The 15,089-nt window shown below is 72.8% G+C and carries 11 protein-coding genes; 8 read left to right on the forward strand and 3 right to left on the reverse strand.

Annotation, left to right across the window (positions count from 1 at the left end; translation table 11 throughout):
- Positions 1–125 precede the first annotated feature (125 nt).
- From ilvA to BGK67_RS22015, 3 genes are all read left to right on the forward strand, one after another.
- A complete protein-coding gene (gene ilvA, locus BGK67_RS22005) occupies positions 126–1,358 on the forward strand; it encodes a threonine ammonia-lyase (RefSeq protein WP_069921686.1) in 1,233 nt (410 codons plus the stop codon).
- 153 nt (positions 1,359–1,511) lie between these two features.
- Positions 1,512–2,534 carry an ATP-binding cassette domain-containing protein gene (locus BGK67_RS22010; RefSeq protein ID WP_069921687.1) on the forward strand — a complete coding sequence of 341 codons (1,023 nt, stop codon included), beginning with the start codon at positions 1,512–1,514 and terminating at the stop codon, positions 2,532–2,534.
- Positions 2,531–3,415 carry an ABC transporter permease gene (locus BGK67_RS22015; RefSeq protein ID WP_079154319.1) on the forward strand — a complete coding sequence of 295 codons (885 nt, stop codon included), beginning with the start codon at positions 2,531–2,533 and terminating at the stop codon, positions 3,413–3,415. The genes BGK67_RS22010 and BGK67_RS22015 overlap by 4 nt, the downstream gene beginning before the upstream one ends.
- Positions 3,416–3,505: 90 nt before the next feature.
- Here the strand turns inward: BGK67_RS22015 and greA are convergent, their stop codons facing one another.
- Both greA and BGK67_RS22025 read right to left on the reverse strand, forming a co-directional pair.
- Complete coding sequence (gene greA / locus BGK67_RS22020) at positions 3,506–4,003, reverse strand: transcription elongation factor GreA (RefSeq protein WP_069921688.1); 498 nt, start codon at positions 4,001–4,003, stop codon at positions 3,506–3,508.
- A gap of 134 nt (positions 4,004–4,137) precedes the next feature.
- On the reverse strand, positions 4,138–4,545 hold the full coding sequence (locus BGK67_RS22025; protein WP_069921689.1) for a DUF4307 domain-containing protein: 408 nt from the start codon (positions 4,543–4,545) through the stop codon (positions 4,138–4,140).
- 120 nt (positions 4,546–4,665) lie between these two features.
- On the opposite strand from BGK67_RS22025, the gene mca reads away from it, so the two are divergent.
- Entirely contained in the window at positions 4,666–5,547 is an 882-nt protein-coding gene (gene mca / locus BGK67_RS22030; RefSeq protein ID WP_069921690.1) for a mycothiol conjugate amidase Mca, read from the forward strand.
- Between the two features lie 2 nt (positions 5,548–5,549).
- Positions 5,550–5,774, forward strand: coding sequence for a hypothetical protein (locus BGK67_RS22035; protein WP_069921691.1), 225 nt, complete (start codon positions 5,550–5,552; stop codon positions 5,772–5,774).
- A 372-nt stretch (positions 5,775–6,146) separates the two neighbouring features.
- Here BGK67_RS22035 and BGK67_RS22040 read toward each other — a convergent pair whose 3' ends face one another.
- The gene (locus BGK67_RS22040; RefSeq protein WP_208948729.1) at positions 6,147–9,356 is read right to left on the reverse strand and encodes a tetratricopeptide repeat protein; all 3,210 of its coding nucleotides are present in this window, start codon (positions 9,354–9,356) and stop codon (positions 6,147–6,149) included.
- A gap of 276 nt (positions 9,357–9,632) precedes the next feature.
- Here BGK67_RS22040 and BGK67_RS22045 point away from each other — a divergent pair, with 276 nt between their 5' ends.
- The 3 genes from BGK67_RS22045 to BGK67_RS22055 all read left to right on the forward strand — a co-directional run bounded on the left by BGK67_RS22045 (position 9,633) and on the right by BGK67_RS22055 (position 15,083).
- On the forward strand, positions 9,633–11,687 hold the full coding sequence (locus tag BGK67_RS22045; protein WP_069921693.1) for a thioredoxin domain-containing protein: 2,055 nt from the start codon (positions 9,633–9,635) through the stop codon (positions 11,685–11,687).
- Positions 11,688–11,937: 250 nt separating this feature from the next.
- On the forward strand, positions 11,938–13,218 hold the full coding sequence (locus BGK67_RS22050) for a glycosyltransferase (protein WP_069921694.1): 1,281 nt from the start codon (positions 11,938–11,940) through the stop codon (positions 13,216–13,218).
- Positions 13,215–15,083, forward strand: coding sequence for an ArnT family glycosyltransferase (locus BGK67_RS22055; protein ID WP_432215468.1), 1,869 nt, complete (start codon positions 13,215–13,217; stop codon positions 15,081–15,083). Before BGK67_RS22050 ends, BGK67_RS22055 begins: the two co-directional genes overlap by 4 nt.
- Positions 15,084–15,089 lie beyond the last annotated feature (6 nt).

A 15,089-nucleotide genomic window follows, 5' to 3' on the forward strand; every position in this document is an offset into this window, starting at 1 on the left:
TCCCGCCCTGCTTCCGGCGGCGGCTCCGGGGGCCGTACGGGCCCCTTCCGCGGTTCCCCCGCCTCCCCCTCGCGCCCCCTTCGCCGCGCTGAGCCCGGACGCCCGCGTGCTGCGAGACTGGCGGCATGAACTACCGCGTGCCCGAGCCCGTCCCACAGGTCATCCTCGACGACGTCCGGGGGGCTCAGAAGATGCTCTCCGGCGTCTCCCGGGTGACCGCGATGGAGGGCAGCAGGCACCTCTCCTCACTCACCGGCTCCCCGGTCCACCTCAAGTGCGAGAACCTCCAGCGCACCGGCTCCTTCAAGCTGCGCGGGGCGTACGTGCGCATCGCCGGCCTGCGCCCCGAGCAGCGGGCCGCGGGCGTCGTGGCGGCCTCCGCCGGAAACCACGCGCAAGGCGTGGCGCTGGCCTCCTCCCTCCTCGGGGTCCGCTCCACGGTGTTCATGCCCCTCGGCGCGCCGCTGCCCAAGGTGGCCGCGACCCAGGAGTACGGCGCCGAGGTGCGCATGCACGGGCACGTCGTCGACGAGACCCTGGCCGCCGCCCAGGAGTACGCGGACCGCACCGGGGCGGTGTTCATCCACCCCTTCGACCACCGCGACATCATCGCGGGCCAGGGCACGGTGGGCCTGGAGATCCTCGAACAGTGCCCCGAGGTGCGCACGATCCTCGTCGGCATCGGGGGCGGCGGTCTCGCCGCCGGAGTCGCGGTCGCGGTGAAGGCGCTGCGCCCCGACGTGAAGGTGATCGGCGTCCAGGCGGCGGGCGCGGCCGCCTACCCGCCCTCGCTGAAGGTCGGGCACCCGGTGTCGATCGACAACCCGAACACGATGGCGGACGGTATCAAGGTCGGGCGCCCCGGGGACGTCCCCTTCAGAATCATCGGCGAACTCCTCGACGACGTGCGTACCGTGTCCGAGGACGCGCTCTCCAGTGCCCTGCTGCTGTGCCTGGAGCGGGCCAAGCTGGTGGTGGAGCCGGCCGGGTGCAGCCCGGTCGCCGCGCTGCTGAGCGAGCCCGAACGGTACGGCGGGGGCCCGGTGGTGGCCGTCCTGTCGGGCGGGAACATCGACCCGCTGCTGCTCCAGCGGATCCTGCGCCACGGCATGGCGGCGGCGGGCCGGTACCTGTCGCTGCGGCTGCGGGTGGCGGACCGGCCGGGGGCCCTGGCCGGGCTCCTGGGGGTGCTGTCAGCGGTCGATGCGAACGTACTCGATGTGAGCCACGTACGGACCGACCCGCGGCTCGGGCTCACGGAGGTGGAGGTGGAGCTGCACCTGGAGACGAAGGGCCCGGAGCACTGCGCGGAGGTCGCGCGCTCGCTGCACAGCGCGGGGTACACGGTGATGAGCTGAGGCTGGCGGCTCGCGATATAACGCGATAACGTGCGCCGGGCGGCGGAGAGGCAGAGGTCCCCGCCGGGCCGGACGAGCGATGTCCGGCGCCCATAGGCTTTGTCTAGGAATGACCGGATTTCAGCTGGCCCGATTCACACTGGGAGAATCCATATGCCAGGCGCGATCTATGCCGAAGGCCTGGTCAAGACCTTCGGCGACGTACGGGCTCTGGACGGCGTGGACCTCGATGTCCCCGAGGGCACCGTCCTGGGTCTTCTCGGCCCCAACGGCGCGGGCAAGACCACGACCGTGCGTGTCCTGACCACCCTGCTCCGCCCCGACAGCGGCAAGGCCGTCGTCGCCGGCATAGACGTACTCAAACACCCCAACGAGGTCCGCCGCGCCATAGGCCTGTCCGGCCAGTTCGCCGCCGTCGACGAGTACCTCACCGGCCGCGAGAACCTCCAGATGGTCGGCCAGCTGTACCAGATGAAGGCCAAGGCCGCGAAGGCACGGGCCGAGGAGCTCCTCGAGCGCTTCAACCTCTCCGACGCCGCCGACCGCACCGCCAAGACCTACTCCGGCGGCATGCGCAGGCGCCTCGACCTCGCGGCCGCCCTCGTCGTCAGCCCGCCCGTGATGTTCATGGACGAGCCGACCACCGGACTCGACCCCCGCAACCGCCAGCAGCTGTGGGGCATCATCCAGGAACTGGTCGCCGGCGGCACCACCCTGCTGCTCACCACCCAGTACCTGGAGGAGGCCGACCACCTCGCGCACGACATCTGCGTGGTCGACCACGGCAAGGTCATCGCACGCGGCACCTCCGACCAGCTCAAGGCCCGCACGGGCGGCGAGCGCGTCGAGGTCGTCGTCCACGAGCGCGACCAGATCGCCGGCGCGAGCGAGGTGCTCGCCGCCTTCGGCAAGGGCGAGACCACCGTCGAGCATCACACCCGCAAGCTCACCGTGCCCGTCTCGGGAGGCGCCAAGCTGCTCGCCGAGGTCATCCGCGAGCTCGACGGCCGGGGCATCGAGATCGACGACATCGGCCTGCGCCGCCCGACCCTCGACGACGTGTTCATCTCCCTGACCGGCCACGCGGCCGAACGGACCACCGACGAGAACGGCGACGGCGAGCCCGTCGCCGACGCCAAGGGCCGCAAGGCGGCGCGGAAGGAGAAGGCGCAGTGACCCTCACCTCCCCGACCCCGGGCTCACCGGGCTCCCCCGCGCTCCAGGACCTGGCGGCGCCCCGCCCGCGCGGCGGCCTCGTCCAGGGCGTCAACGACTCCCTCGTGATAGCCAAGCGGAACCTGATCCGCATGTCCCGGATCCCCGAGATGATCATCTTCGGGGTGATCCAGCCGGTCATGTTCGTCGTGCTCTTCAGCTACGTCTTCGGCGGCTCGATCAGCGTCGGCGGCAACACCTCGCCCGCCGCCTACCGCGAGTTCCTGATGGCCGGCATCTTCGCCCAGACGGTCACCTTCGCCACGGCCGGCGCGGGCGCGGGCATCGCCGACGACATGCACAAGGGCCTCATCGACCGCTTCCGCTCGCTGCCCATGGCCCGCGGCGCGGTCCTGACCGGCCGCACCCTCGCCGACCTCGTCCAGACCGCGCTGACCATCGTGGTCCTCGCGATCGTGGCCCTGATCGTCGGCTGGCGCACCCACACGAGCATCGGCGAGGTGCTCGCCGGCTTCGCGCTGCTGCTCCTGCTCGGCTACGCCTTCTCCTGGATCGGCGCCCTGATCGGCCTGTCGGTGCGCACCCCGGAGGCGGCCACCTCGGGCGGGCTGATCTGGCTCTTCCCGCTGACGTTCATCTCGAACGCCTTCGTCCCCTCCGACAACATGCCGACCTTCCTGCGGCACATCGCGGAGTGGAACCCCTTCAGTGCCACCGTCCAGGCGGCCCGCGAGCTCTTCGGCAACCTTCCGCCGGGCTACGAGGCCCCGGCGGCCTGGCCGATGCAGCACCCGGTCCTGGCGTCCGTCCTCTGGTCGCTGCTGATCATCGCGGTCTTCCGGACCCTCGCGGTCCGCAAGTACCGCTCGGCGACCGCGTAGGCCCGTACGCGGACCCGCGCGCCGCCCCGACGCGCCGATGCCCGGCCGGGAGGACCCGGCCGGGCATCGGCGCGTGAACGCAGTGGGTGATCAGCCGGTGAAGGGCTTGACGTCAAGGATCTTGACGGAGGCCTTCTTGCCGTTCGGCAGCTCGTACTCGGCGTCCTCGCCGATCGCCTTGCCCAGCACACCGCTGCCGAGCGGGGACTGGGGCGAGTACGTCTCGAAGTCCGAGGACGCGTACTCGCGCGAGGCCAGCAGGAACTCCATGGTGTCGTCCTCGTCGCCATCGAAGGCGATCTTGACGAGCGTGCCGGGGGCCACCACGCCCTCGGCCGCGGGCGCGGTCCCGACCTTGGCGTTCTCCAGGAGCTGCGTCAGCTGTCGGACACGGAGCTCCTGCTTGCCCTGCTCTTCCTTCGCCGCGTGGTAACCGCCGTTCTCACGCAGGTCGCCCTCCTCGCGGGCGGCTGCGATCTTCGTGGCGATCTCCGTGCGGGCGGGACCAGAGAGGTAGTCCAGCTCTGCCTTCAGCTGGTCGTACGCCGCCTGGGTCAGCCAGGTGACGCTTTCGCTCGTCTGGGTCACGGGATGCTCCTCGTCGGTACAGGGGACTACAGTCCGCCAGCGGCGGACGAAACCACGAGCCTAACAATTCGGGAAGAAAAGGGGGAGGACCCGCGAGTCCGATTGCCCGCCGTCCGGGTAGCGAAACCCCGCGCTCAGCGGGCCGCAGGCTGGCAGCCGACCAGCTCGATCATGGTGGCGCGACTCGTCGTCTTCAGCGAGACGACCTCGTCCACGCGCGCCTCGGCCTGCGCGAACGTGAAGTCCGCCCGGCCCACCTCGCCGTGCTCCTTGTCCTGCGAGCTGAGCGTGCACACCCCTGTGACGGAGGACTCCTTGCGGACCTCCAAGTGCACCTTCACCTCTGTGTCCGAGACGACCTGGAACTTGATCACCTCGGCGCTGACGCTCTGCCCCGCGAGGTAGTCCCAGCCGATCCACCCGACCACACCCAGCAGCAGGGCCCCCATCAGGGCCCCCACGACCTTGAGCTTGCGATCCGCACGCTCGTCCGCCGACCGGCCGTAACGACCCTCGGGCAGCCCTTCGCGCACCGCGCTCATCGATCGTTCCTTCCGCCAGGGCGGGGCCGGATCCGTGTGGACCCACCCCCGGAATTTTCCGTCCCCCGATTCGGTCACTATAGAAGCCGACTGTCACGCCGAATTGCAGAGGATCCCGTCTTGACCGAGCAGCTTCGACTGATGGCCGTCCACGCCCACCCCGACGACGAGTCGAGCAAGGGCGCGGCCACCATGGCCAAGTACGTGTCCGAGGGGGTGCCGGTTCTGGTCGTGACCTGCACCGGAGGCGAGCGCGGCTCCGTGCTGAACCCCAAGCTCCAGGGCGACAAGTACATCGAGGAGAACATCCACGAGGTGCGGCGCAAGGAGATGGACGAGGCCCGCGAGATCCTCGGCGTCGAGCAGGAGTGGCTCGGATACGTCGACTCCGGCCTGCCCGAGGGGGACCCGCTGCCGCCCCTGCCCCAGGGCTGCTTCGCACTCGCGGACGTCGACGAGGCCGCCGGCGAGCTCGTGAAGAAGATCCGGGCCTTCAAGCCGCAGGTCATCACCACGTACGACGAGAACGGCGGCTACCCGCACCCCGACCACATCATGACCCACAAGATCTCGATGGTCGCCTTCGACGGCGCGGCCGACACCGAGAAGTACCCGGAGGCCGAGTACGGCCCGGCGTACCAGCCGCAGAAGCTCTACTACAACCAGGGCTTCAACAAGCCGCGCACCATCGCCCTGCACGAGGCGCTGCTCTCGCGCGGCATGGAGTCCCCGTACGGCGAGTGGCTGGAGCGGTGGAAGGAGTTCGAGCGCACCGAGCGGACCCTGACCACCCACGTGCCCTGCGCGGACTTCTTCGAGATCCGCGACAAGGCGCTCGTCGCCCACGCCACGCAGATCGACCCGGACGGCGGCTGGTTCCGCGTCCCGATGGACATCCAGCGGGAGGTCTGGCCCACGGAGGAGTACGAGCTCGCGAAGTCGCTCGTCGACACTTCCCTCCCCGAGTCCGACCTCTTCGCGGGCATCCGGGAGAATGCGTAGCTATGAGCGCTACGCAGGCAGCACTGACCCAGCTCCTTCCGCTGGCGGGTGACACCTTCGACAAGAACAAGGTCACCCCCGGCATCCTGGGCTTCCTCGTCTTCGCGGCCCTCGCCGTCGGCGTGTGGGCCCTGATGAAGTCCATGAACCGGCACATGGGCCGGGTGGACTTCGAGGAATCCCCGGCCCCGACCTCCCCGACCCCGAAGCCCACCCAGGCCCCGTAAGCCCCACCAGCACTGCGCGCCCGCCCAGACGTCCGGACATCCGACCTGGGCGGCGCCCTTGCGCGGCGCGGCCTTGCGTTGCCGCACCCCCTGCGTGGGCAGCCTCTGCGTGGCCGCAACCCGCTGCGCGGCGCGCCCCTGCGTGGCGGCTCGCGCTTGTCCGGCTGGCCCCCTGAGCGGCCGGCACCCGCCTGAGGGGCGGCCCGTCTCGCAAGACGCCCGGACGCGGGGCCATCCAGCCCCGCCGGCGTTTGAGGCGCCGGGGCTCGGGTGCGCGGCGCCCCCGAGCCCCGGCGGCCCAGGGGCGCCGCGCACCCGGCGCGGGAGCCCGGCCGGCCCGAGGCCGCAGGGCGGCCCGGCCCGCCGCAGGCGTCACGGTAGGGGGACGCCCATGATCTCCCGGGAGTGGAGGTCGGGGACCAGCCCCAGCCGCCACGCCTGCCAGCCCTCCGCCGCGGCCACCCCCCGGCCCAGGATCACCGCGTACGTCTCCAGGCAGTCCTCCAGCCGCCCGTCCCGCGCCGGATGCGGCGCCCCCGCCAGCCGGTCCAGCTCGGTCCGCGCTTCCTCCTGCGCGCCCGGCGCCGCCGGGTCGGTGTACGGCAGCATCGTGCACCGCAGGAACCGCGCCCAGTCCTCCCCGCGCCGGTCCCCGTACGAGATGAACAGCCGCACCGCCTCCTCGCACAGCCCCAGCGCCTGCGACACCTTGGCGTTGCCCGCGTCCACCACCGCCAGCTCCAGACAGGTCCACGCCTCGCCGTGCGCAAGCCCGATCCGCCGGAAGTCCGCCCGCGCGTCCACCAGCAGCTGCCGCGCGAAGCCGGAGTTCTTCAGGTTGCCCGTCTGCGCCGCACGCTGGTCGCGCGTCACCCGACCCGAGTGGTGCCGCGCGTGCGCCAACCCGTACACGTCCCGCATCCGCGAGAACATCGTCCGGGCCCGCTCCAGCTCCCGCACCGCCTGATCGCGTTCGCCGCCCTCCTCCAGCGCCTGCCCGAGGTAGTACAGCGTCCACGCCTCCCCGCGGGCGTCCTCCGCCTCCCGGTGCCGCGCCAGCGCATCGCGCAGCCGCTCCAGCGCCGGCCCCGGATCCCCGTCCACCACCCGCGCGCGGCCCAGCTGGGTCAGCGCCCACGCCTGACCCCGGTCATCGCGCGTACGCCCGTACAGGTCGAGCGCGAGCCGCAGCTCCGCCTCCGCCCGCTGCACGTCGCCCAGCCGCAGGAAGACCTGGCCCCGCTGGAAGTGCGCCCACGCCTCGCCGTGCACGCTCTCGTTCTCCCGGTGCAGCTCCAGGGACCGCCCCAGCAGCGCCATGGCCTCCGCCAGGTTCGCCCGGTCGCGCTCCACGGCCGCCAGCGCGTGCAGCCCCCACGCGCGGTCGCCCGCCAGCTCCGGCGGCTCCTGGAGCACCAGCGCCTCGCGGATGCGGGCCGCGGCCTCCGGGAGGTTGCCCTGGTGGTGCAGGGTGATGCCCAGCGAGATCAGGGCCATGCCCGCCCCCGCCTCCTGCCGGGCCTCCATGTACTGGTCCACCACCGATGTCAGCGTCGTGCGGGCCTTGTCCAGCTCGCCCAGCTGCCGCGCCGCGATACCCGTGCGCCACTGCACCGACCGCACCAGCCGCCCCTGCCGGCCGGCCTCCACCGCCTGGGTGAGCTCGTTGATCTCCCCGAGCCGGTACAGGTCCCCGCGCAGCAGACAGAAGTCGCACAGCGCGCCGAGCAGGTCCAGCACCGCCTGCTGGTCCACCCCCTCCGAGTGCCGCAGCGCGGCCGTGATGAAGCTGGACTCGTCGTCCAGCCAGCGCAGTGCCGCGTCCAGCGAGGTGAAGCCGTGCACGCCGAACTGGTGGGCGCGCGTCGACGTCTTCCCGTCGACCATCCGGATCACCGAGTCCGCCAGCTGCGCGTACACCCGGATCAGCCGCTCGTGCGCGGCCGCCGCCTCCGCCCGGTCCTCCTCCGCCAGCCGCTGCGCCGCGTACGCCCGCACCGCGTCGTGCATCCGGAAGCGCTGGCCCCGCACCCGCTCGATCAGCCCCGCCTCGTAGAGCTCCTCCAGCGCGCGCAGCGCCGCCTGCTCGGGTACGTCGGCCAGCGCGGCCGCGGCGGCGCCGCCGAGGGAGGCCCGCCCGGCCAGCGGCAGCCGCCGCAGCAGCAGCCGGACCGACCCGTCGAGGCGGGCATCGGCGGCCCGCAGCGCCAGCTCCACCGGATGGCCCGGCCGCGCACCGGGCACCAGGCCCTCGCGGGCCAGCGGGGTCAGCATCCGCAGCGCCAGCGGCAGCCCGCCGCCGCGCTCCACCACCGCGGCCGAGGCCGCATCCGCATCCGTGTGCGTGTCCGCGGCCGTCTCCCGGGGCGGGGCGGCCGCCCGTACCAGCTCCGCCGCGTCCGCGTCGGCCAGCGGTTCCACCGGCAGCTGGTACACCCAGGCCGCCAGGTCGGCGGGCAGCTCCAGCGGCTCCCGTGCCGTCACGATCACCAGGCTCTCCGACCGCTCCGGCACCAGCGTCCGCACCTGCGCCGCGTCCACGGCGTCGTCGAGCACCACCGTCACCGGCAGGCCCTGGAGGTGCTGGTGGTAGAGCTCGCTTAGCCGGCGCACCTGCTGCTCCGCCGAGGCCCCCTCCCGGAAGAGCAGCTGCTCGCGCGGGGCGCCCAGCCGGTTCAGCAGGTGCAGCAGCGCCTCCCGCGTCGACAGCGGCGCCTCCCCGCCCGGCGAGCCGCCCCGCAGGTCCACCAGGCACGCGCCCCGGAACTGGTCCCGCAGCCCGTGCGCCGCACGCAGGGCCAAGGCCGTCCGGCCCACACCCGGCTCCCCGTGCAGCACCACCACGACCGGTCGGGTCTCCGTGCTGGCACGGGCCGCCTGTACCCACTGGGCGATCCGCGTCAGCTCCGCCTTCCGCCCCGCGAACGGGCCCGCGGGCAGCGGGAGCTGCCCGAAGGACTGCTCCAGGGCGCTGCGCCGCCGGGCTTCCGCGCTGCGGTCCGTCCCGCGCAGCGGGGGACCGCTGCGGGGCGGCGTACGAGGCGTCCGCGCGGTCGCGCCCACCGCGCGCTGCTGCTCCAGGAAGGGCCGTATGCCGCGCACCTCCAGTGCCGACAGCCACTGCAGCCTCAGCTGCTCGGGCCCGCCCGGCCGGCCCCGTTCACCGGCCCGCCGGTTCGCCGCCGGCAGGTGCAGGGCCGTCACCTTGGCCACGGTCGCGACGGCCCCGGCGACGCCCGTCACCGCCCCCACGGTCAGGGCCGCACCGGCCGCGACCCCCAGCGCCAGATCCGCCCCGACGGCCGAGACCGCCGCAACCGCCGCGACCAGTAGGGCCGTCGAGGTGCTGCCCTGCCGGAAGGCCTCACCGAGCGACTGGTCACCGGCCGCCGCCTCGTCCAGGGCCCGCACGTACGCCTCGTACTCCGGACCCGCACGCACGGCGAGCGAGTCCAGCGCCTCCCGGGCCCGGGCCAGCAGCGCCGCCTGATCCACCGGCACACCCGCCGCCGCGCGCCGCGCCTCCTCCCTGACCGCCCGCTCCAAGAGCCGCTCGGCCTCACTGCGATGGCTGTCCCGCATCGGCATCCCCTCGGAGAGCTAAGGCAACGTGCCCCAAGTGTCCGCCGGGACGCGCGGGAGCGCGAGGGAATCTGAGCTAGTTCAGAGGGAGTTGGAGGTCCACGCAGACACTGCGAGCCTCCCGGCGCCGCCCCGGATCCGCCGCGGCCGAACCCGCCGCCCCGTTCGTCCCGCGCCGACCGCGCCGCCTTCCGGGCGCGCGCCCGCGACACCTGGAACCGCGACCCGGCCCCGCTCCTTCGGCGCTGACCTGATCTCTTGCGGCAGGATGTCCCCATGCCGAACCGCCTCGAGAACGAGACCTCGCCGTACCTGCTCCAGCACGCGGACAACCCCGTCGACTGGTGGCCGTGGTCGCCCGAGGCCTTTGCCGAGGCGCGGGAGCGGGGAGTGCCCGTCATGCTCAGCGTCGGCTATTCCAGCTGCCACTGGTGCCATGTCATGGCGCACGAGTCCTTCGAGGACGAGCTGGCCGCCGCCTACATGAACGAGCACTTCGTCAACATCAAGGTCGACCGCGAGGAGCGTCCCGACGTCGACGCCGTCTACATGGAGGCCGTGCAGGCCGCCACCGGGCAGGGTGGCTGGCCGATGACCGTGTTCATGACGCCCGACGCCGAGCCGTTCTACTTCGGGACCTACTTCCCGCCCGAGCCCCGGCACGGGATGCCCTCCTTCATGCAGATCCTCGAAGGGGTGCGGACCGCTTGGGTGGGGCGGCCCGAGGAAGTGGCCGACGTGGCGCAGCGGATCGTACGGGACCTGGCCGGGCGGGAGCTGGACTACGGGCAGGCCGGCACGCCCGGGCCCGAGGAGCTCGCGCAGGCGCTGCTCGGGCTGACGCGGGAGTACGACGCCGCGCGCGGCGGGTTCGGCGGCGCCCCGAAGTTCCCGCCGTCCATGGTGCTGGAGTTCCTGCTGCGCCACCACGCCCGGACCGGGGCCGAGGGCGCGCTGCAGATGGCCTCCGACACCTGTGAGGCCATGGCCCGGGGCGGGATCTACGACCAGCTCGGCGGCGGCTTCGCCCGGTACTCCGTGGACCGCGAGTGGGTCGTGCCGCACTTCGAGAAGATGCTGTACGACAACGCGCTGCTGTGCCGGGTGTACGCCCACCTGTGGCGGGCCACCGGCTCCGACCTCGCGCGCCGGGTCGCCCTGGAGACCGCCGACTTCATCGTCCGGGAGCTGCGCACCGACCAGGGCGGCTTCGCCTCCGCCCTCGACGCCGACAGCGAGGACCCGGCCAGCGGCCGGCACGTGGAAGGGGCGTACTACGCCTGGACCCCCGCCGAGCTGCGGCAGGTGCTCGGCGAGGACGACGGGAACCTGGCCGTCGGGTACTTCGGGGTGACCGAGGAGGGCACCTTCGAGCACGGCAGGTCCGTGCTCCAGCTGCCCCAGGACGGTCCGGCGGCCGACGCCGAGCGGATCGCGTCGATCCGGGCCCGGCTGTTCGCGGCGCGGCAGACGCGGCCCGCGCCCGGGCGGGACGACAAGGTCGTCGCCGCGTGGAACGGGCTCGCCATCGCCGCGCTCGCCGAGTGCGGGGCCTTCTTCGAGCGGCCCGACCTGGTGGAGCGGGCCACCGAGGCCGCCGATCTGCTGGTGCGCGTGCACATGGACGGCCGGGCCCGGCTGGCGCGGACCAGCAAGGACGGCCAGGTGGGCGCCAACGCGGGGGTGCTGGAGGACTACGGCGACGTGGCCGAGGGGTTCCTCGCGCTGGCGTCGGTGACGGGGGAGGGGGTCTGGCTGGAGTTCGCCGGGTTCCTCGTCGACCTGGTGCTGGACGGATTCACCGCCGAGGACGGTTCGCTGTACGACACCGCGCACGACGCGGAGAAGCTGATCCGCCGTCCGCAGGACCCGACCGACACGGCCGCCCCGTCGGGATGGACCGCGGCGGCCGGCGCGCTGCTCTCGTACGCCGCGCACACCGGTTCGGAGGCCCACCGCACGGCGGCCGAGCGGGCGCTCGGGGTGGTACACGCACTCGGGCCGCGCGTTCCGCGCTTCATCGGGCACGGTCTGGCGGTGGCCGAGGCGTTGCTGGACGGGCCGCGCGAGGTGGCCGTCGTCGGGCACCCGGACGATCCGGCGCGGGCGGCGCTGCACCGGGCCGCGTTGCTGGGGACGGCTCCTGGGGCGGTCGTGGCGACGGGCCTGCCGCTCGCGGCGGACGGCAGCGGCGGGGAGTTCCCCCTGCTGGCCGAGCGCACACTCGTGCACGACCGTCCGACGGCGTATGTGTGTCGACATTTCGTCTGCGCGCGGCCTACGACGGATCCGGTCGAGTTGGCGGAGCAGTTGGGTGGGGTTCGTCCCTGAAGTTCCCGGAGTGCCGTCAATTCCGGTTACCGATATGTCGATGAAGAAACAGGCTTTTTATCTGTGCTGCCCCTGAGTGTCATGTTCCCTGCCTAATCTCGTGGCGTTCGAGAACCGCCGTCTGAGATCCGCCGCACTGGGGGGTGCGCGCAAGGGGGAAGCGGAGGCGGGCGGGCCGGGGGGCCCGCCGTGAGCCTCCGGGGGGGTTGGCGATCGCCGCCGGGGGTTGCGGCATGTCCGGGGGGACAATTTGTACACGTCTGTGTTCATCTCTGTGATTTCGCTGGCACTTTTCGGGATGGCCGCCTTCACGCTCTGGTGGCAGATGCACGCCTGGCGGACGCCGGAGGTACTCGCCTCCACCCGCTTCGACCGCCCCGACTGCGGCGGCGCGCTGGCCTTCTCCCTGCTGCTGCCCGCCCGCCACGAGCAGGCGGTGCTGGAGCACACCATCGACCGGCTCCTCGAGTCGAGCCACACCGACTACGAGATCATCGTGATCGTCGGCCACGACGACCCGGAGACCGCCGCCGTCGCCGAGCGCGCCGCCGCGAAGGAACCGGCGCGGGTCCGGGTCGTCGTCGACCGCCACGAGACGAAGAACAAGCCCAAGGCCCTCAACACCGCCCTCCCGTCCTGCCGGGGCGACATCGTCGGGGTCTTCGACGCCGAGGACCAGGTCCACCCCGAGCTGCTCGCCCACGTCGACCACGCCTTCCGCTCCACCGGCGCGGACGTGGTCCAGGGAGGGGTCCAGCTCATCAACTTCCACTCCAGCTGGTACAGCCTGCGCAACTGCCTGGAGTACTTCTTCTGGTTCCGCTCCCGCCTGCACCTGCACGCCGAGAAGGGCTTCATCCCGCTCGGAGGCAACACGGTCTTCGTGCGGACCGAGGTGCTGCGCGAGGCCGGCGGCTGGGACCAGGACTGCCTCGCCGAGGACTGCGACCTGGGGGTGCGGCTGTCCTCGGCCGGCAAGAAGGTGGTCGTCGCCTACGACTCCGACATGGTCACCCGGGAGGAGACGCCCGGCTCCCTGGTGAGCCTGCTCAAGCAGCGCACCCGCTGGAACCAGGGCTTCCTCCAGGTGTACCGGAAGAAGGACTGGCGGCAGCTGCCCGGCCGCGGCCGGCGCTGGCTCGCCCGCTACACGCTGATGACCCCGTTCATGCAAGCCGCGTCCGGGGTGATCATCCCGCTCAACTTCGCCGTCGCGGTCTTCCTCGACGTGCCGGTCGGCATCGCGATCATCAGCTTCCTCCCCATGCTCACGGCCATGGTGACGTTCGTCTTCGAGATCGTCGGCCTGCACGACTTCGGCCGGCAGTACGGACTGCGCGTCCGCTTCGTGCACTACGTCAAGCTCGTCGTCGGCGGCCCGTTCTACCAGGTGATGCTGGCCGGCGCGGCGATCCGGGCGGTCTGGCGCGAGCAGCGCGGACGCAACGAGTGGGAACTGACCAGCCACACCGGCGCCCACCTCACCGGTGCGCCGGCCGCCACCGCGATCCGAGAGGACAGCCACCAGTGACCGCCACCCTGCCCACGGCCACTGATCCCCAGCCGGGCGCCGCCGCGCACACCGCCGCCGCGCACACGACCGCCACGGCACACACGAGCACGCACACGACCGCGACCGCCACCGCCCCGGCTCCGCGCCTCCCCGCCCAGCGCGGCGCCCCCGGAGTCCACCCGCCGGCCGCACCCGCCGCGCCCGCCCCGCCCGTCCGACCGCTCGTGCGCTTCCGCTCCTCCCGCCCGGACCTGCTGCTGTGCGGGGCCCTGCTGCTGGTGATCGTCCTCGTGCAGGGCTGGAACATCACCCACTTCCCGACCCTCAGCGACGACGAGGGCACCTACCTCGCCCAGGCGTGGGCGGTCCAGCAGGGCGACGGCCTCGCCCACTACACGTACTGGTACGACCACCCGCCGCTGGGCTGGATCCAGATCGCGGGGCTGACCTGGCTGCCCTCGCTCTTCGTGCCCGAGTCGATGACCGTCGCCTGGATGCGCTTCGCGATGCCGGCCGTCTCCGCCGCAAGCGCGGTGCTGATGTACGTCCTCGCGCGCCGGCTGTGGCTGCCGCGCTGGGCGGCCGGGCTGGCGATGGCCCTGTTCGGGCTCTCCCCGCTCTCGGTCGTGCTCCAGCGGGAGATCTTCCTCGACAACCTCGCGGTGACGTGGATCCTGCTGGCCTTCTGCCTGGCCGCGTCCCCCAGCCGCCACCTGTGGCACCACTTCGGGTCCGGGCTCGCGGCCGCCACCGCCGTCCTGACCAAGGAGACGATGCTGGTGGTGCTCCCGGCGCTGCTGGTGACGATGTGGCGTCACAGCCACCGCGACACCCGCAAGTTCGCCGTCACCGGAGCCATCACCGCCTGCGCGCTCATCGGCCTGGCCTACCCGCTGTTCGCACTGCTCAACGGCGAGCTGCTGCCCGGCTCCGGGCACGTCTCCCTCATCGACGGGATCACCTACCAGATGGGCCGCGAGGGGTCCGGCTTCATCCTGGACCCCGGTTCCGGCTCGAACGGCGTCCTGCGGTCCTGGCTGTACTACGACACCGTCCTGCCCCTCGGCGGGCTGGCCGGCGCCGTCCTGCTGCTCGCGACCCTCCTGCCCCGAGCTCTCGGCTTCGCTCGGGCAGGGGGGACCCCCACGTCGGTCACCGCCCGGGCGCTGGCCGGCCCCGCGCTGGCCGCCGTCATCCTGGCCCTCGTCGCGATGCGGCCCTCGGGCTACCTCCCGGCGATGTACGTGATCCAGGCGCTGCCCTTCCTCGCCCTCGTACTGGCCGGGGGCGCGGCCGGCGTCGCGCACGCCGTGCTGCGCCGCCGCCGCTCGCCGGGCGAGCGGCGGGGCCTGGTGTACGCGCGCTGGGCGGTGGCCGGCGTCCTGGCCGCGGCGGCCGCGGTGTACGTGCTGCCGCGCTGGTACGAGGGCAACCGGACGGCGCTCACCGTCGACGCGAACGGCCCGTACCGGCAGGCCGCGGCCTGGCTGGGCAGCGAGGTCGACGACCCGGCGCGCACCCGGGTGCTGCTGGACGACGCGCTGTGGCTGGACGCGGTGCACCACGGGTTCGAGCCGGGGCTCGGCGCCATCTGGTTCTACAAGGCCGACCTCGACCCGGCCGTCACCAAGACCCTGCCGGGCGGCTGGCGGGACATCGACTACGTCGTCTCCTCGCCCACGGTGCGCCGCGACGCGGCGGACCTGCCGAACGTGAGGGCCGCGCTGGAGCATTCGACGGTGGTCGCCGTCTTCGGCGCGGGCGAGGACCGCATCGAGATCCGCCGCACCGACCGCACCGCTCCCGCCGACCGCACCGACGCCACCGCTCCCGCCGACCGCACCGACCCCACCGCTCCCGCCGACCGCCAGAGTGGGAGCTGAGCCGCC

This window comes from Streptomyces subrutilus (assembly GCF_001746425.1).
Taxonomy (GTDB): domain Bacteria; phylum Actinomycetota; class Actinomycetes; order Streptomycetales; family Streptomycetaceae; genus Streptomyces; species Streptomyces subrutilus_A.

Bases quoted from the DNA above. Each gene is read 5' to 3' on its own strand.
- ilvA (WP_069921686.1), top strand. From the start codon at position 126: ATGAACTACCGCGTGCCCGAGCCCGTCCCACAGGTCATCCTCGACGAC.
- BGK67_RS22040 (WP_208948729.1), bottom strand. From the start codon at position 9,356: ATGCGGGACAGCCATCGCAGTGAGGCCGAGCGGCTCTTGGAGCGGGCG.
- BGK67_RS22045 (WP_069921693.1), top strand. From the start codon at position 9,633: ATGCCGAACCGCCTCGAGAACGAGACCTCGCCGTACCTGCTCCAGCAC.
- BGK67_RS22035 (WP_069921691.1), top strand. From the start codon at position 5,550: ATGAGCGCTACGCAGGCAGCACTGACCCAGCTCCTTCCGCTGGCGGGT.
- BGK67_RS22010 (WP_069921687.1), top strand. From the start codon at position 1,512: ATGCCAGGCGCGATCTATGCCGAAGGCCTGGTCAAGACCTTCGGCGAC.
- BGK67_RS22025 (WP_069921689.1), bottom strand. From the start codon at position 4,545: ATGAGCGCGGTGCGCGAAGGGCTGCCCGAGGGTCGTTACGGCCGGTCG.